The sequence below is a fragment of the Sinorhizobium terangae genome (assembly GCF_009601505.1).
Lineage (GTDB): Bacteria > Pseudomonadota > Alphaproteobacteria > Rhizobiales > Rhizobiaceae > Sinorhizobium > Sinorhizobium terangae.
Map to the genome: position 1 here is coordinate 1 of NZ_WITC01000108.1, position 15,758 is coordinate 15,758.

The window sequence follows — 15,758 nt, forward strand, 5'->3', positions numbered from 1 at the left end:
CATCGTGCTTTCCGAAAATCGGGTCCGATTTTCGGGCCGATGCGCTAGACGCGCGGCGCTGCAGGGAAACATGCACCAGCAAGCCTCACACAAGCTCGCACCGGAATAAGTGTTCTCATCGGTTCTCTGTCTTGCGCAGGCTGCGTAGGCTTTGGAGAGCGGCCTCTCGGTGGCGAGCAAACGCCATTCGAGATGATTTAACTCTTTGAAACTACGCAATTCCGGACGAATACACACTTTTCCTGGAATTGCTCTAGCAGGAACACTTGGGTGGATTCCGTCAAGCTCAGCATCTGCATCCCGACCTATAACCGAGTGCGGTTCCTGGAGAATGCTCTCGGCCGCTTTGTCGAAAGCTATCAGATCCCGTTCAGCTTCGAGATCGTCATCTCCGATAACGCGTCCACGGACAACACGCGGGAAGTTGTCGAGACGTTCGCCGGCAAAGGATTGCCGATCCGCTATTTCCGCCAGCCGGAAAATCGCGGCGTCGACGCGAATCTCGGCAGCGCCTTCCGCCATGCGGCGGGCGCGTATGCGATTTATCTCGCAGACGACGACATGCTGGCGGTCGACGGTCTTGTCGAGGCCGTTGCCTACCTCGACAGGAACCCGGCGCTCTCCGCCTGTTATGCGCCCTGGCACGTCCACAACGAGGTCGAAGGCCGGGACACCGAACTTTTCTACAAGATCGACGTCGACGCCAAATTCGACAAGGATGAGTTCGAGCGGCTTTTCGCTTTCATCGTCGAGCGGCACATCTTCCCCGAGATTGGAATCTATCGGACCGCGGCGCTGCGCACCTCGTGGCTGCCGCGCCATTTTGCCTACTGGGCGTTTTCCAATCTCGCGCATTTTCTCGAAAGCGGCGGCGTCGCGTTTCTGAAGAAGCCCTTTTACAGGCAGGTCATCCAATCGAAACTGGGACGGGATCGCCCTCAGGCCGGCCACGACGAACTGCTGACCGCCTGGGACCGATATCGGGGCGGCCTCGAATATTTCCTTCATGTCGGAGCCAAGCGTGGGGCCTTGCGGATGACACCCGACCGTCGCACCGCGCGGGACACGCAGATCAGGCACTTCATCTCCATCCGCATGGCCGTCGCCATGCGCATGTGGGCGGCCAAGAAGGACTACGTCAAGGCCTATGAAATCTATACGCGCATGGCGCTCGCCGGATTCGAGCACCATCCGACGGCGCGGCAACTGAAAGATTCCCTGCCGCTGATGGTGGCCGTGCAAACGCTTGCCTGGCAGGTCAATGCGGCTGCGGAGGTCAACTGCGTGATCCTGCATGGCGTCGACAGTCCGTCGTCACTTGAAGGTCTGCTGCGCGAACTGGGCTTGCGCTCGGACATCGCCGTCGTCGCCCCCGCGCTGGAGCTCGAGCCGAAGGAGATCGCGCGCACGGCGGTCTTCGTCGTTGCCGAAAGCGATCGCCAGCAGTTCCTCGCGCAAGGTTATTCGCCGAACCTCGTTCTCTGCGAAAGCGACATCGTCGGCAATGTCGTGGTTTGATCACGCACATCATTTTAGCTCGGACCGACCTTTCGTAGGCCCGACCGCAAAGGCGCGGCTGCCAGAACGTCATTGAAATCGATTACATTTTCTGGCTTCATGTCCTCCTTAAGATTTGGGAGGATCTTATGAAAAAGCTTATCGCGGTAGCGCTCAGCACAGTCGCGTCCATCGTCATCTCGGCATCGGCAGTCAACGCGGAGACCTTCAAGATCGGTCTCTCGAACGGCTGGGTCGGCAGCGAGTGGCGCACCCAGATGATCGACGAGGCCAAGGCGGCCGCCGCCGCGTGGAAGGACAAGGGCGTCGACGTCGAAGTCTCGGTCCAGAGCGCGAATGTCGACGTTCCCGGGCAGATCGCCCATATCCGCAACTTTATCGCGGAAGGCGTGAACGCCATCATCGTCAATCCGAACAGCCCGACCGCCTTCGACCCGATCTTCGCCCAGGCGAAGGAAGCCGGCATCCTGGTGATCGCGACGGACGCGGAGGTCTCGTCTCCGGATGCGCTCTATGTCGGCATCGACCAGACCGCCTGGGGTGCGGCCGGTGCGAAATGGCTTGCCGAGACGCTCGGCGGCAAGGGCAAGGTGGTCGCGATCAACGGCGTTGCCGGCCACCCGGCCAACGAGATGCGCGTGGCGGGCTACAAGCAGGTCTTCAAAGATTATCCGGACATCCAGATCGTCAACGAAGTCAACGCCAACTGGGATCAGGCGCAGGGCCAGCAGGCGATGCAGAACATCCTTGCCACCTATCCGGACGTGAACGGCGTCGTGGTGCAGGACGGCATGGCCGCCGGCGCCTGGAAATCGATCATGGACGCCGGCAAGACGGACCAGATCGCCGCAACGGGCGAGATCCGCAAGGACTTCATCGACCTCTGGATCAAGGACAAGCTGAACTCCGGCGCGACCGTCAACCCGCCGGGCGTGATGGCGAGCGCGCTCAACGTCGCGGTGCTGATGCTGCAGGGCAAGGAGCTGAAGGAGCCCGCCAAGGCCGGCCAGTACGGTAACGCCCTCTACCTGCCGATCCCGTTCATCGACAGCAAGAACGTCGGCGATGCGGCAAAGCAGCTCGAAGGCAAGCCCGGCTACTATTCCTATACCAGCTCGCTTTCGATCGAAGACGCGGAAGCCCTCTTCAAGTGAGTGTTTCCAACGGAAGCGCGGGCCGAGTCTCGGCTAGCGCTTCCCCTCGAACTGCAACGGACGAAGTTCGATGTCGAAATTGAAACTGAGCGGCGTAAGCAAGGCTTACGGCGCCACATTGGCATTACGTCGCGGCGATCTGGAGGTGCTGGCCGGCGAAGTCCATGTGCTCATGGGCTCGAACGGATCGGGCAAGAGCACGCTTTGCAAGATCATCGCCGGCAGCGTGCGGCCGGACGCCGGAAAAATTCTCATCGACAACAGGCCGGTCACGATCACCGGACCGCGCTCGGCACGCGCTCAGGGGATCGGCATCTTCTATCAGGAGCTCAGCCTTGCCGCTCATCGCTCGGTCGAGGAAAACATCTGCCTTGGCGCCTTGCCGATCAAATCCCACCTGTTCGTCGACAGGGCTTTGCTCAAGCGGCGCGCGGCGCGTTATATCGGCCTTTTCGAGGAGGTAGCCGGAGAAGGATTTTCCGCCGACGCTCTCGTCGGCAACCTGCGTCCCGATCAACGGCAGCTCGTGGAAATCATGAAGGCGCTGGCAAGCGAGGCGCCGATTCTGATCTTCGACGAGCCGACCTCGGCTCTCGACCGCGCGCAGGTCGATTGTTTCTTCGAGATCCTGCGCGATCTGACGTGGCAGGACCGGGGCATCATCTTCATTTCCCACCGCATGGACGAGATCAAGGCGATCGGCGACCGGGTGACGATCATTCGCGACGGAGAGACGATCACGACGCTCAATCTCGCCGAGACGGATGCAGCCTCGGTTATCCGGCTGATGGTCGGCGGCTCCGGCGACATGCCGGCATCGCAATCATCGGCCCCCGCCGTCGTGAACGGCAAGGACGGCGCGGCGATGACCGTCCGCAATCTCTCCGGGCGCGGTTTCCGCAATGTGAGTTTCGAAGTCGCCAGGGGCGAAATCCTAGGCTTCGGCGGGCTCCACGGCCAAGGCCAGTCGGCGCTGCTGCGGGCGATCTTCGGCGCCGGCTCCATCTCGTCCGGCGAAGTGTTGATCGGCGAAGCCCGCTTTGACGCCTCAAGCCCGCGCGACGCCATTCGGCGCGGCTGCGCCTACGTGTCCGGCGATCGCGGCCGCGACGGCGTCATCAGCGGCAGGCCGATCATCGAAAACGTCGCGCCGATCCATTATCTCCGCGATCGCCTGATGATCGCCCGGCCGTCCAAGCTACGCGACAAGGTCGTGCCGGCGCTTCAAAGCATGCACACCAAGTTTCAGAGCCTGTTCCACCCGATCGATTCGCTTTCCGGCGGCAACCAGCAGAAGGTGATCATTGCCCGCTGGCTGATCGACCGCCCCGATGTGCTGCTGCTTGACGACCCAACCAAGGGCATCGACCTTTCGGCGAAGGCTGACCTCTTCGCGCTGATCCGCCAGCTGGCGGCCGAGGGCCTCGGCATCCTGCTCTATTCATCCGAGGACGCCGAATTGCTCGGGAACGCCAACCGCATCCTCGTCTTCAACGGTGGCTCCGTCAGCCGTGAACTGACGGGCGCCGACCGCACGCGCTACAATCTTTATCAAGCCGCTTACGAGGCCGCGTAATGGCGGAGATCACAATCACTCCGAGGGCGCGCGCGGGTCGCATCCGCAAGCTTCTGGAGCGTTACCCCTTTCTGCCGGCGCTTGTGATCGTCGCCGCCCTCCTGTTGCTCAACGGCGTCTTTTCGCCGAACAGCCTCAGCTACCGGTCGCTGACGGGGCTCTTCAGCACCTACATGGCGCTGATCCTGCTCGCGATCGCCCAGACCTATGTCGTCTATGCCGGCGACATCGATCTGTCCGCCGGATCGATCCTGTCGCTCGTCAATGTCGCGATCGTCGTCCTGATGGAGCGATGGGGTGGGGATGCCGGCGCCGTGCTGCTCGCGCTCGCCCTCGGCCTCCTGCTGGGGCTTGCCTGCGGGCTCTTGAACGGCATCGTCGTCGCCGCGCTGCGGCTGCAGGCGATCGTTGCAACCTTCGCGACGAGCATATTCTTCACCGGCTTCGCCCTCCACATCCTTCCCGTTGCCGGCACGCCGGCGCCGGCGATCTTCTGGCGGACCTATGGTGGACGGCTGCTCGGTGTGCCCTTCATCTTCTATATCCTGGCGGTGCTGGCCATCGTGCTCCTGGTCATCAGCCGCACGCGCCTCGTCACGCAGTTGCTCGCCGTCGGCGACGATCAGCAGGCGGCCTACCAGACCGGGCTCCCGGTCGTGCCCATACGGATCCGGGGCTATCTTCTCTGCGGGCTTTTCTCCGCGCTCGCCGCCTTCTGCATCACCGGCGACACGGCGAGCGGCGACCCCTTGGTCGGCGGCAAGATGACGCTCTACAGCGTCGCCGCCGTGGTGCTCGGCGGCAGCGCGCTTTCCGGCGGCTGGGGAACGGTGGTCGGCTCGGCTCTGGGCGCGCTGACGATCGGTCTCATCAACTCGGTCGTCTTCTTCATGGGCACACCGTCGGAATGGCAGAATTTCGTCCAGGGCTTCGCCATTCTCGTCGTGTTGATGGCAGGCGTGCTGGCAGGCAGGAGGGCGCGCGCATGAGCCGGATCCTCTCCTTCGTGCGTGAGCCGCTCGTCGTCGCGCTCGTGCTGATCGTGCTGTTGCTTTATCTTGGCCAGGCGCTGTCGCCCGGCTTTGCCTCCAGCGGACAGATCCTGAGACTGCTGATCGTCGCCTCGCTGCTCGGCATTGTCGCCGCGGGCCAGAACGTCGTCATCCTCGGCGGGCGCGAGGGCATCGACCTTTCGGTCGGCGGCGTCGTTTCGCTTTCGGCGATCATCGCAGGCAATGTCATGAACGGTGCAGACAGCGGTATTGTGCCGGCGATCCTCGCCTGCCTCGCCGCCGGCGCCTTCTTCGGCCTGCTCAACGGATTGGGCGTGACGCTGTTGCGCATCCCGCCGCTCGTCATGACGTTGGGCATGCTCGGCGTCCTCCAGGGCCTGCTCGTCGTCATCCGCATGGGCATCCCTTCGGGCCGCGCCGCGCCGGGCCTTTCGGGCTTCGTGACGCAGCCGCTCGCCGCCGGCATTCCCGGCATCATCTGGCTGTGGATCATGGTCGGCCTGCTGATGGCCTTCATGCTCCACCGCACGGTTTTTGGCCACCGCATCTACGCCATCGGCTCGAACGAACATGCGGCCTACATGGCCGGCGTTCCGGTCAGGCTGATGCGTATCGCCCTCTTCATGATTTCCGGCATGTTTGCCGCGATCGCCGGCCTTTGTTTGCTCGGCTATTCCGGCTCGTCCTTCGCCAATGTCGGCGAGCAGTACACGCTCCCGTCGATCATCGCCGTGGTCTTCGGCGGCACGTCGCTTGCCGGCGGCAAGGGCGGCTATACCGGCACCATGGCAGGAGCGATCCTGCTCGTCATTCTCCAGAGCATCCTGACCACGGTGAACATCGATGAATCCGGGCGGCAGATGGTGTTCGGGGCGACGCTGCTCCTGCTCATGATGTTCTATGGTCGGGGTCGGGCGATGCGCGCATGAGAGAGCGGCCGAAGATCAAGGATATCGCCGAGCGGGCGGGCGTGTCGGTTGCGACGGTCTCGCGCGCGCTCAGCGACTCGGCGCTGGTGACGGCCGAGACGCGCCAGCGCATCCTTGATCTGGCGCGCGAGCTCAACTACCGCCCCAATGTCAGCGCACGCAGCTTGCGCACCCGCAGGTCCATGTCGGTGCTGCTCGTCGTGCGCGACGTCGGCAACCCCTTCTATCTCGACATCCTCAAAGGCGTTGAGGCGACGGCCCGCGAAGCCGGCTATTCGGTGCTCATGGGCAACACCGAGAGCGATCCGGCCCGCGAAACCGAGTATTTCAACATGCTGCGCGACGGCCATGCCGACGGCATGATCCTGATGACCGGCAAGTTGCCGCCGGCCGGCGGCTGGAGCCACCTGCCGGTGGTGGTAGCGCTCGAGATGATCGAGGGCGCAGGCCTGCCGCATGTGCAGGTGGACAATATCGGCGCCGCGCGGGAAGCGGTGGAGCACCTCATCTCGATAGGCCATCGACGCATCGCCCATATCAGCGGACCATTGCCGGAACTGATGAGCCTTCATCGGCGCGAAGGCTATCGCGAGGCGATGCGCAATGCCGGGCTCGACGTGCCGGAATCCTACGAAGTTCGCGGCAACTATCTACTCGAAAGCGGGCAGGAGTGCTGCCGCAAGCTCTTCACCCTGCCGGAGCCGCCGACCGCGCTTTTCGTTGCCAACGACGAAATGGCCTATGGCGCCGCATACGAACTGCGCCGCATGGGGCACGATGTGCCTGGCGACGTGTCGGTGGTCGGTTTCGACGATCTTTACCTGAGCAAGGCCTTCTACCCTCCGCTGACCACCGTCAGCCAGCCGCGCGCCGAGATCGGACATGTCGCCATGGAACTGCTTCTTAAGATCCTGTCCGGCGCCGAGATCGATTGCGACGAACCGATCATCCTGCCGACGGTTTTGCACATCCGGGGAAGTACGGCTCCGCCGCGGCAATGACAAACGTGCGGAAGGACCGTGGTGCGCCCATTCCGCACACAAGTTCGGGAGGAGAGAATGACTGAACTGCCAAGGCAGACATTGCGCGTCGGATTCGTCGGAACCGGCTTCATTGCGCACTTCCACCTGAAATCGCTGGTCGGCGTGCGCAATGTCGAGGTAACGGGCGCCTTCAGCCCCACGGCCGAACACCGCGCGCGGTTTGCAAGCGAGGTCGAGGCGCTCGACCTCGGGACCTGCCGGGCGCATGACAGCCTCGAATCGCTCGTTACCGCCGACGATGTCGACGCGATCTGGATTCTCTCGCCGAATTATACGCGGATCGAGGTGATGCGGACGCTCACCGCGGCGATCAAGACGGGACGCAGCAGGGTCTTCGCCGTTGCCTGTGAAAAGCCGCTCGCGCGCACCGTCGCCGAAGCCCGCGAAATGCTGCGGCTTGCCGAGGATGCCGGCCTCAATCACGGTTATCTGGAAAACCAGGTCTTCTCGACGCCGGTCCAGCGCGGCAAGGAGATCATCTGGCGCCGTGCGGCGTCCGCCACCGGCCGGCCCTATCTCGCACGCGCGGCGGAAGAGCATTCCGGTCCGCACGAGCCCTGGTTCTGGCAAGGCGACAAACAGGGCGGCGGGGTGCTCTCGGACATGATGTGCCACAGTGTCGAGGTGGCGCGTCACCTTCTGACGGCGCCGGGCGCACCGCGCAACTCGCTGAAGGTAAAGGCGGTCAATGGCACGGTTGCGAACCTCAAGTGGACCCGTCCGGGCTATGCCGATGAGCTCAGCAAGCGTTTCGGAAAGGCGGTCGATTACCGCAGGCGCCCGGCAGAGGATTTCGCCCGCGCGACCGTTATGCTCGAGGACGAGGACGGCAACGAGCTGATGATCGAGGCGACGACCTCCTGGGCCTATGTCGGGCCGGGTTTACGCATCCAGCTCGAACTCCTGGGACCCGAATATGCGCTGGAATACAATTCGCTGGGGACGGGCCTGAAGATCTTTCTGTCGCGCGAGGTCAAAGGGTCCGAGGGCGAGGATCTCGTCGAAAAGCAGAATGCCGAGCAGGGGCTGATGCCGATTCTGGAGGATGAGGCAGGCGTCTATGGCTACACGGACGAAAACCGGCACATGGTCGAGTGTTTCCGCAAGGGCGTGAAGCCGCTCGAAACCTTCGAGGACGGCCTCGCGGTGGTCGAGATCCTGATGGGCCTTTATCGATCGGCCGAGATCGGCGCGACGCTTGCTTTTCCTGCGCCGGAGCTCGAAGACTATGTCCCGGTCGTCGCGCGCACGGGCGCGTGACCGAGCCAATGTCCTTTCGGTATCGCCTCGGACGGCACGTCTGGCTATAGTCCGCGCCGCGGAGTTGAGAATGCGTGATCCGGGATACGGACGGGAGGAAAATCTGATGCAGAGGAACACAGCCAACCGGGCCCCGGGAGCATGCCCATGCTGATCCGGGACAAGGTCTTTCTGGTCACCGGTGGCGGGTCGGGGCTCGGAGCCGCCGTCGCACGCGCGCTCGTCGCCGACGGCGCCTCCGTCGTGATCGCCGATATCAATTCCGACGCCGGCTCGGCGATTGCCGCCGAGCTTGGCGCGAAAACGCGTTTCGCGCCTACCGACGTGACGAGCGAGGCGGAGGGCGAGGCGGCGGTTGCGATGGCGCTTGAGAGCTTCGGACACCTCCATGGGCTGGTGAACTGCGCCGGCATTGCGCCAGGCGAAAAAGTGCTCGGTCGCGACGGACCGCATCGCCTCGACAGCTTCGCGCGCGCGATCGGCATCAATCTCGTCGGCACCTTCAACATGATCCGCCTTGCCGCCGCGGCGATCGCGAAGGAAGAGCCGGATGACGGCGGCGCCCGCGGCGTCATCATCAACACGGCCTCGGTTGCCGCCTTCGACGGGCAGATCGGCCAGGCGGCCTATTCGGCCTCGAAGGGCGGGGTCGTGGCGATGACGCTGCCGATCGCGCGCGAACTCGCACGCTTCGGCATCCGCGTTGTCTCGATCGCACCGGGCATCTTCGAGACACCGATGATGGCCGGCATGCCGCAGGAGGTGCAGGATTCGCTCGGCAAGAGCGTGCCCTTCCCGCCGCGCCTCGGCCGGCCGGACGAATATGCGGCGCTTGTCCGGCATATCTGCGAGAACGACATGCTGAACGGCGAGGTCATCCGCCTTGACGGCGCGTTGCGGATGGGCGCGCGATAGGCAAACCTTGGCGTTTGGCCGATCCGGTCCCATCCTGGTCGGCCCCCGGGCGTTCTCGACGCTTCGCGATCTGACGGGGTGCAGGGCAGTGCGTCGCCGCCTGGACCGATGCGAATGGCCCGCCGAGAGCCAACGGCGTTCAGGAGCGGAGGGTTTCGTGATCGTTGTCGTGGAAGGTATCAGCGCTGCGGGAAAGACGACCTGGTGCCGAAATCATGCCGAACGGCTTCTCGTGCGAGAAAGCTATCCATCGCCGCGACCGGACCGAAATGCCGATGCAATGAAGGCGGCGCAGGCGTGGACCGATTGGAATGCAAGGCGCTGGGCCGATGCGCTGGCGACCGAGGAGGAGCGGGGCGTTGCCGTTTGTGATACCGACCCTCTGAAGCTGCACTTCATCTGGGGGCTCTGGCGGATCGGCGAGGCACCCAAAGAACATTGGCTCTACCAGTTGGAGGAGACGCGGGAAGCGTTTCGGCGGAAAGTCCTCGGCTTTGCCGATATCTACCTGGTCAAGAGGATCGATCCGGCGACCGCCCGCCGGCAAAGAGACGGAGACACAGAGCGTGATCGGTCGAACTTCGACCTCCATGCGCGGCTGCAGGCTTCATTGCACGCTTGGTATGAGGCGATCGCCGGCTGCGTACCCGCCAAGGTCGAATGGGCGTTGCCGTGCGGTTTACCGGCAGGGCGCTGCATTGGAACGAAGGCCCACCGCTATGATGTGGACTTGTTCGATCGTTTCGTCGCGAGTTTGCCGAAAGGGTGAAGCGGGGGCGCATGCTCTGTGCAGCATTCGCCTTACCGTCGCCAGAAGGGCTTGGCGATCTCTGCCTCGACCTCATGTCTCGTCAGACCGATATCGTCGATCAAATGGGGATTGTCCTTCGCCTTTTGCGCAAGGTCCCAGCGGAAGCGTATCCGCTGGTCCCAGGTCGCGAAAATGCGTCGCAGGGTCGCCAAGCTGTAGTGGCGACGGGACACGTCTGCCAGCGCCGCAGGTCTTCCCGGTCGCGCTGCCTGGTGCGGCCCGGACGCAAGAGTGAGGGTATACTTCATGGCAACCTCCATTTGGTTTGGAGGTTGGATTCTGCAGAATGCGAACAGCGTCGTACTTAAACCCTTCCAAATAGTTCTCAAAAACTTCCAAACGGACTATAGATGCGCCGCATGCAGGGATCGCGCGTTGCCTTTGGTCCGTTCGTGCTTGATCCGGGTGCGGGAACGCTCCTTCGGAACGATGATCCCGTTGCCGTTGGCTACCGCGGGCTGAAGCTGCTTGCGGCGCTCGTTGGACGGCCCGGCGAAATCCTGGGCAAGGCCGAGTTGATGGACGCGGCGTGGCCGGGCATGGCCGTCGAGGAAGGCAATCTCACCGTCCAGATCGCGCAATTGCGCAAGCTGCTTGGTCCCGCGGCCGACGGCGGTGAATGGATCACGACGGTCCCGCGCGTCGGCTACCGCTTCACGGGGGCCATCGAAAAGCTCGGTGCTGCGAAGCGAAAACCCTTGCCGCTGCCGAGCAAACCATCGATAGCCGTGCTGCCCTTCGTGAATGTCAGCAACGATCCTGATGAGGAATCCTTCGCGGATGGCCTGACCGAGGACCTGATCACCGATCTGTCCAGGAACTCCGGCCTGTTCGTCATCGCGCGCAACTCGGCCTTTGCCTACAAAGGAAAGGCGATGGACGTGCGCGCGATCGCTGAGGACCTTGGCGTCCGCTACCTGATGGAGGGCAGCGCACGGCGCGCCGCAGGGCGCGTGCGCATCAACGCCCAGCTCGTCGACGCAGTCAGCGGCGAACACCTATGGGCGGACCGCTTCGATCGCGACCTAGAAGATATTTTTGCCGTCCAGGACGAAGTCACCGGCAAGATCGTGGAGGCATTGCTCGGCCGATTGCGCGCACCGCCGCCGCGCAATCGGCCCAAAAATCTCGAGGCCTACGATCTCTGCGTGCGGGCGCGCAAGCTGATCGACGATTCGCCCCAGACGGCGCGGGAAGCGCATCTGATGCTGACGCGCGCGGTTTCGCTCGATCCGGAATACGCCGAGGCCTATCGCTGGCTTGCCATGAACCACTGGATGAGATGGGTGCATTGGGGCGAACCGATTGAAACGCACCGCAGCATTGCCTTGGAACTGGCGCGCAAAGCCGTAGCGATCGATCCCAACGATGCAGGCTGCCGCTGGGTCCTTGCCAACCTGCTTGCCTATGAGCGCAGCTTCGCCGAGGCGGATGCGGAATTCGCCAAGGCGATCGAACTCGACCCCAACGAGGCCGACACCTGGGCGACGTTATCCGACATCGCAGTCCTGGCCGGGCGGGTTGAGGAAGGCCTTGAACACATTCGCAAGGCGCTCCGGCTGAACCCGTTTCCGGCAAGCTGGTACTATCTGACGCTCGGCCAGGCGCAATATGCGGCCCGCGAATACGAAGCCGCTGTCGAGACACTGCGCAGGGACGAGACTTATCGCACAAGCTCACGCCGTTTCCTGGCGGCAAGCCTTGCTAAACTGGGCCGGCTTGAAGAGGCGCGCGCGGAGGTCGAACTGTTCCTCGTCGCCAACCCGCATTTCTCAACCCGCCGCTGGGCGGCGACGGAGCCATTCCGCGACGCGGCGACGCTTGAGCATTTCGTCGATGGCTTCCGCAAGGCCGGCCTTCCGGAGTAACGAGACTTCTACTGCATGATTCCTTAAATCGGAATCGATTTAAGGATAAAATCATGCAGAAAATCAAAGTGCTACAGCGGCCTTGGCGCGTCCAATTGGACGCGCGGCGCTGTAATGCATGTCGCCCAAAAATGTGCACCGCATGAGTCCGATTGAACGCGACGCACTCAAACCGCCTTCGGACTGCTCGTGCGACCTACTCCTCAAAGCGACTCGTGGGGTCATCACGATCGCGCTTGTACCGTCTCGCAAGCGGAAACGGCGGCAACCAGGACTCGCGACGGACAGTCCAGAGTTCATAGGTTGGCATCAGTTGGTCAGGGGCGTCGAGGGAACCCAGGCTCACTTCGATTTCGTCTGCGGTGCGCCCGAAAACGGACGAGCCGCAGCGGGGACAGAAAAACCGCCCGGCGTAACCGCGGGTTTCGCCATCAAACGTCACCGCGTCCTGAGGGAATATCGCGGAAGCGTGAAAAAGCGCTCCATGATGCTTGCGGCAGTCGAGGCAGTGACAAAGGCCGACCCGGTAGGGTCGTCCCGACGCCACAATTCGGACGTTGCCGCACAGGCAACCGCCCGTGAATCGCTCCATGCTGCGTCTCCTCTACTGCAGGTCTCTTAATTCGCATCAGGTTTAAGAATAGAAACATGCGGCAATTCAAAATGCTACAGGCGGGTCGGACGCACTCGCTGATATTGGTCACTCTTCGCCATTTGTTTTCGTTTTCGTACTGCCGAGTTCTTGGGCGAGCCCGATGAGAAGCCCTTCAGGCCCGCGGATGTAGCAGAGCCGATACGCGTCTTTATATTGGACTACTTCGCCTACGACCTGAGCGCCGCGCGTGCGGAGCCTTTCAAGCGTCTCGTCGATGTCGTCCACGGCGAACATGACGCGGAGGTAGCCTAGGGCGTTGACCGGGGCGTTCCGGTGATCTGCGACGACAGGCGGCGTGAGGAAGCGGGAGAGCTCGAGCCGGCCGTGGCCGTCCGGGGTGCGCATCATGGCAATCTCGACACGCTGATCGCCCAGTCCAGTGACGCGTCCGGCCCATTCTCCTTCGACCGTGGTCCGCCCTTCGAGCTCGAGGCCGAGTTCGCGAAAGAAATCAATCGTGCCTCCAAGGTCTTCGACGACGATTCCTACGTTGTCCATCCGCTTGAGCGCCATGGTTCCAATCTCCAAGGTGTCGCCTAGTCTAACAACGGACGCTTGAAGCGCCCCCAACACCAGCGGCCATTCGAGCCCGATTCGCTGTTGTCCACATCATAATCTTGAATCACGGACCGCCTCAAACCGCTACGCCGTTTTGAAGCGGTCTCTCAGATCAAACGCACGGAATGTTTGCAACAAACGGCACCGTCGTCGCGGTAGCCCGCGGCGGGCGGCGAACTCCCGCCTGGTCCGCACTCGTCTCATGAGTTGCAACAAGTGACCAAGTGCAAACGTGTCGCGATTGCGAGCATGCAGCATTCTGCCTAAACTCTGCTTCGATACGACATCATCGGGCTTCACGGCCACCCACCGGCCATTTTCCACCTCAGCTGACAAGGAGCGTTTGCCATGAAGACGGACGGCGAAGAACTGATCAGGAAGCGGGCCTATGAACTGTGGGAGAAAGCGGGACGGCCCGAGGGCGACGGTCTGAAGCACTGGCTCGAGGCGGCGGAAGAGATTCAGTCCGAGGGGATAAATCGGGGCGGTGAGTCGGAGAACGACGTTCCTTCTGCAGGCGCAATTGTATCCGCGGAAACTTCTGAAGGGAAAAAACCGAGAAGGTCTGCAGCGAAGCAGCAAGACGATGCAAAGCCGAAGAGAAGCACGGCTTCCAAAGCTCGCACCAAGAAGAGCTAACAGGCTGACGGCCGCCAAAGCGCGTCGCGTTCAATCGCACTCATACAACGCGCTTTAGGTCATTGCTTTTTATGCATGTCGTTGTCCCAAAACCGCTGCACAACTTGGGCGGCATGCATTAGAACAGTTAGATGAGCAGCCTTGCTGCTCATTCTGCTTGCGCTCGTCATGCGGCCTCTATGTCAGTACGCGAAAAATCATCGCCTTTGAAGAGCAGCGGTTCATTGCGCGTTTTGGCCAGCGCATAGGAGAAACAGTCACCGTAGTTCAGACCTGCCGGATGTCGGCCTTTGCCGTAGCTTCGCCAGGCTCGCCTAGCCACGGCAATCTGTTCTGCGTCGACAGCGACGATTTCAACACCCGCCTTGTAGAGCCATAGGTCGAGCTCTGCGGCACCTGCTTCGCCGAGGCGGGCTTCGATTACGATGGCGAGTTCGAGAACCGTCGCGGCGGAGATGAAGCGCCGCGGAGCATCGATGACTTTCCGTTCGTAGGTTTCCGCTTCTGGCTCATTGAATGCGACGGCGACAATGGCCGACGTATCGATGACCATCAGTTGGGAGTCCCGTTTTCGTCATACCCCAGGATTTCGTCAGCAGAGCGGTTGTCCAGCACCGGCAGCTTGCTCCAGCGTCTACGGCTGGCGGCAAGCTCCTCGAGAAGAACATCCCGATTTGCTGCGTTTGCGAGACGTCGCAGCCGCTCTTCCAGTGCACGCCGGGTCGCCATGGTGATGGTCTCACCGGTCTTCTCGGCCAGTGCCTTTGCAAGGCGTTCCGTCTCGGGATCTTTGATGCTCAGTGGCATTCTGGGTTCCTTGGTTCCTATCTGTCTATATTCTACCTATTGGGCGACGGGACGCAAGGCCGCTCGGGCCAAACCCGTACCCAGGTGCGCCACATGGAGCTGGTAACGAGCTACGAGCATCCGCGGGCGGGTACGGTGAAGGTCGTAGCACCCCCGGTGCGTCTTTCGAAGACGCCGGCAACGATCCGCAACCCGACCGCTGGTCGGTGCCTATGCCGATGAGGCTGCCGAATGGCGTGTTCGCGGCGGTCACGCTTGCCTGGCGCTGCGAGCGCTGCGGCCATCCTGCGGATCCCAACGACTGCAAACGGTCGTTGGGATTTCAATATACCCGTCTGTAACGGTCAGTGCTCGATTCGGTCACCACGACGTCCATCCGGATGTCATGGAGCTGCGGGTAGATGGTCCTTATTCTCGACTGCGCGAAACCAACGCCCAGTACGCGCCGCTTCGCCGCCATTCTGGCTAATGTCCGGTCGTAGTAACCTCCGCCATAACCCAGCCGATAGCACGACGGATCAAAGCCGACCACTGGGGCAACAACTATGTCGGGGGTCAATGAAACATGCTCGGCCGGAACGGGTATGTTCCAGATGCCGCGGACAAGCTTGTCGCCCGGTCGCCAGAGGTGAAACTCCAGGGGCTGTCCCTTTTCGACCACCACGGGAAGCGCACATTGGCCGCCGTCATCGGCTATTTGCCGCATCAGCGGCCTGAGATCGGGCTCACCGCGAAACGGCCAGTAGACGCTGACCACGAGGCCGCGCACATCTCCGATTTCGGCGAGCACGCGGCTAACGATTTGTGTTTCACAAGCGGCCCTGACACCGGGAGACATTGCCAAGCGCTGGGCGATGAGGCGGGCACGTTCGCTTTTTCGCCACCGCTTCACATCGGCACAGGTTCCAGGATCGGACGACAGGCCCGCATAGGCCGGATCGAGTTCGTGCATCAAGCAGGGAGGCGAGGCAAAAGTCGCCGGAATATCATCGTCGATGTCCATTCCCGTCCC

General features: G+C 62.4%; 17 protein-coding genes. 11 read left to right on the top strand and 6 right to left on the bottom strand.

Translation table 11 applies throughout. The annotated features are described in order from the left end of the window. Positions 1-270 precede the first annotated feature (270 nt). The 9 genes from GHK62_RS24820 (at position 271) to GHK62_RS24860 (ending at position 10,177) form a co-directional block, all read left to right on the top strand. Positions 271-1,518 (top strand): glycosyltransferase family 2 protein, encoded by a 1,248-nt coding sequence (locus tag GHK62_RS24820; RefSeq protein ID WP_184108610.1) that lies wholly within the window; start codon positions 271-273, stop codon positions 1,516-1,518. 128 nt (positions 1,519-1,646) lie between these two features. Next, positions 1,647-2,672 carry an ABC transporter substrate-binding protein gene (locus GHK62_RS24825; protein ID WP_153441696.1) on the top strand — a complete coding sequence of 342 codons (1,026 nt, stop codon included), beginning with the start codon at positions 1,647-1,649 and terminating at the stop codon, positions 2,670-2,672. Between the two features lie 70 nt (positions 2,673-2,742). Beyond that, positions 2,743-4,248, top strand: a complete 1,506-nt coding sequence (locus GHK62_RS24830; protein ID WP_153441697.1) for a sugar ABC transporter ATP-binding protein — start codon at positions 2,743-2,745, stop codon at positions 4,246-4,248. Next, complete coding sequence (locus tag GHK62_RS24835; protein WP_153441698.1) at positions 4,248-5,237, top strand: ABC transporter permease; 990 nt, start codon at positions 4,248-4,250, stop codon at positions 5,235-5,237. The genes GHK62_RS24830 and GHK62_RS24835 overlap by 1 nt, the downstream gene beginning before the upstream one ends. Next, positions 5,234-6,190: an ABC transporter permease gene (locus GHK62_RS24840; RefSeq protein WP_153441699.1), complete on the top strand. Its 957-nt coding sequence runs from the start codon at positions 5,234-5,236 to the stop codon at positions 6,188-6,190. Before GHK62_RS24835 ends, GHK62_RS24840 begins: the two co-directional genes overlap by 4 nt. Continuing rightward, positions 6,187-7,191, top strand: coding sequence for a LacI family DNA-binding transcriptional regulator (locus GHK62_RS24845; protein WP_153441700.1), 1,005 nt, complete (start codon positions 6,187-6,189; stop codon positions 7,189-7,191). The genes GHK62_RS24840 and GHK62_RS24845 overlap by 4 nt, the downstream gene beginning before the upstream one ends. Positions 7,192-7,248: 57 nt before the next feature. After that, positions 7,249-8,493 (top strand): Gfo/Idh/MocA family protein, encoded by a 1,245-nt coding sequence (locus tag GHK62_RS24850; protein WP_153441701.1) that lies wholly within the window; start codon positions 7,249-7,251, stop codon positions 8,491-8,493. A gap of 147 nt (positions 8,494-8,640) precedes the next feature. Further along, positions 8,641-9,408: a 3-hydroxyacyl-CoA dehydrogenase gene (locus GHK62_RS24855; protein WP_153441702.1), complete on the top strand. Its 768-nt coding sequence runs from the start codon at positions 8,641-8,643 to the stop codon at positions 9,406-9,408. 157 nt (positions 9,409-9,565) lie between these two features. Continuing rightward, positions 9,566-10,177: a hypothetical protein gene (locus GHK62_RS24860; RefSeq protein WP_184108609.1), complete on the top strand. Its 612-nt coding sequence runs from the start codon at positions 9,566-9,568 to the stop codon at positions 10,175-10,177. A gap of 32 nt (positions 10,178-10,209) precedes the next feature. Here the strand turns inward: GHK62_RS24860 and GHK62_RS24865 are convergent, their stop codons facing one another. Next, positions 10,210-10,467 carry a DUF1127 domain-containing protein gene (locus GHK62_RS24865; RefSeq protein WP_153441703.1) on the bottom strand — a complete coding sequence of 86 codons (258 nt, stop codon included), beginning with the start codon at positions 10,465-10,467 and terminating at the stop codon, positions 10,210-10,212. Between the two features lie 102 nt (positions 10,468-10,569). Here GHK62_RS24865 and GHK62_RS24870 point away from each other — a divergent pair, with 102 nt between their 5' ends. Then, entirely contained in the window at positions 10,570-12,087 is a 1,518-nt protein-coding gene (locus GHK62_RS24870; protein ID WP_184108608.1) for a winged helix-turn-helix domain-containing tetratricopeptide repeat protein, read from the top strand. A 196-nt stretch (positions 12,088-12,283) separates the two neighbouring features. On the opposite strand, the gene GHK62_RS24875 is transcribed toward GHK62_RS24870, so the two are convergent. Both GHK62_RS24875 and GHK62_RS24880 read right to left on the bottom strand, forming a co-directional pair. Further along, the gene (locus GHK62_RS24875; RefSeq protein ID WP_153441705.1) at positions 12,284-12,679 is read right to left on the bottom strand and encodes a GFA family protein; all 396 of its coding nucleotides are present in this window, start codon (positions 12,677-12,679) and stop codon (positions 12,284-12,286) included. Between the two features lie 108 nt (positions 12,680-12,787). Continuing rightward, complete coding sequence (locus GHK62_RS24880; protein WP_153441706.1) at positions 12,788-13,255, bottom strand: VOC family protein; 468 nt, start codon at positions 13,253-13,255, stop codon at positions 12,788-12,790. A gap of 393 nt (positions 13,256-13,648) precedes the next feature. On the opposite strand from GHK62_RS24880, the gene GHK62_RS24885 reads away from it, so the two are divergent. Further along, on the top strand, positions 13,649-13,939 hold the full coding sequence (locus tag GHK62_RS24885) for a DUF2934 domain-containing protein (protein WP_153441707.1): 291 nt from the start codon (positions 13,649-13,651) through the stop codon (positions 13,937-13,939). A gap of 166 nt (positions 13,940-14,105) precedes the next feature. Here the strand turns inward: GHK62_RS24885 and GHK62_RS24890 are convergent, their stop codons facing one another. From GHK62_RS24890 to GHK62_RS24900, 3 genes are all read right to left on the bottom strand, one after another. Continuing rightward, positions 14,106-14,492, bottom strand: a complete 387-nt coding sequence (locus GHK62_RS24890) for a type II toxin-antitoxin system VapC family toxin (RefSeq protein ID WP_153441708.1) — start codon at positions 14,490-14,492, stop codon at positions 14,106-14,108. Then, the gene (locus tag GHK62_RS24895; protein ID WP_153441709.1) at positions 14,492-14,746 is read right to left on the bottom strand and encodes a type II toxin-antitoxin system VapB family antitoxin; all 255 of its coding nucleotides are present in this window, start codon (positions 14,744-14,746) and stop codon (positions 14,492-14,494) included. Before GHK62_RS24895 ends, GHK62_RS24890 begins: the two co-directional genes overlap by 1 nt. Before the next feature lie 322 nt (positions 14,747-15,068). Continuing rightward, positions 15,069-15,749 carry a 5-formyltetrahydrofolate cyclo-ligase gene (locus tag GHK62_RS24900; RefSeq protein ID WP_153441710.1) on the bottom strand — a complete coding sequence of 227 codons (681 nt, stop codon included), beginning with the start codon at positions 15,747-15,749 and terminating at the stop codon, positions 15,069-15,071. Between the last annotated feature and the right edge of the window lie 9 nt (positions 15,750-15,758).

Coding starts and splice junctions, on each gene's coding strand:
- GHK62_RS24825 (WP_153441696.1), top strand. CDS start 1,647: ATGAAAAAGCTTATCGCGGTAGCGCTCAGCACAGTCGCGTCCATCGTC.
- GHK62_RS24830 (WP_153441697.1), top strand. CDS start 2,743: ATGTCGAAATTGAAACTGAGCGGCGTAAGCAAGGCTTACGGCGCCACA.
- GHK62_RS24835 (WP_153441698.1), top strand. CDS start 4,248: ATGGCGGAGATCACAATCACTCCGAGGGCGCGCGCGGGTCGCATCCGC.
- GHK62_RS24840 (WP_153441699.1), top strand. CDS start 5,234: ATGAGCCGGATCCTCTCCTTCGTGCGTGAGCCGCTCGTCGTCGCGCTC.
- GHK62_RS24845 (WP_153441700.1), top strand. CDS start 6,187: ATGAGAGAGCGGCCGAAGATCAAGGATATCGCCGAGCGGGCGGGCGTG.
- GHK62_RS24850 (WP_153441701.1), top strand. CDS start 7,249: ATGACTGAACTGCCAAGGCAGACATTGCGCGTCGGATTCGTCGGAACC.
- GHK62_RS24855 (WP_153441702.1), top strand. CDS start 8,641: ATGCTGATCCGGGACAAGGTCTTTCTGGTCACCGGTGGCGGGTCGGGG.
- GHK62_RS24865 (WP_153441703.1), bottom strand. CDS start 10,467: ATGAAGTATACCCTCACTCTTGCGTCCGGGCCGCACCAGGCAGCGCGA.
- GHK62_RS24870 (WP_184108608.1), top strand. CDS start 10,570: ATGCGCCGCATGCAGGGATCGCGCGTTGCCTTTGGTCCGTTCGTGCTT.
- GHK62_RS24875 (WP_153441705.1), bottom strand. CDS start 12,679: ATGGAGCGATTCACGGGCGGTTGCCTGTGCGGCAACGTCCGAATTGTG.
- GHK62_RS24880 (WP_153441706.1), bottom strand. CDS start 13,255: ATGGCGCTCAAGCGGATGGACAACGTAGGAATCGTCGTCGAAGACCTT.
- GHK62_RS24885 (WP_153441707.1), top strand. CDS start 13,649: ATGAAGACGGACGGCGAAGAACTGATCAGGAAGCGGGCCTATGAACTG.
- GHK62_RS24890 (WP_153441708.1), bottom strand. CDS start 14,492: ATGGTCATCGATACGTCGGCCATTGTCGCCGTCGCATTCAATGAGCCA.
- GHK62_RS24895 (WP_153441709.1), bottom strand. CDS start 14,746: ATGCCACTGAGCATCAAAGATCCCGAGACGGAACGCCTTGCAAAGGCA.
- GHK62_RS24900 (WP_153441710.1), bottom strand. CDS start 15,749: ATGGACATCGACGATGATATTCCGGCGACTTTTGCCTCGCCTCCCTGC.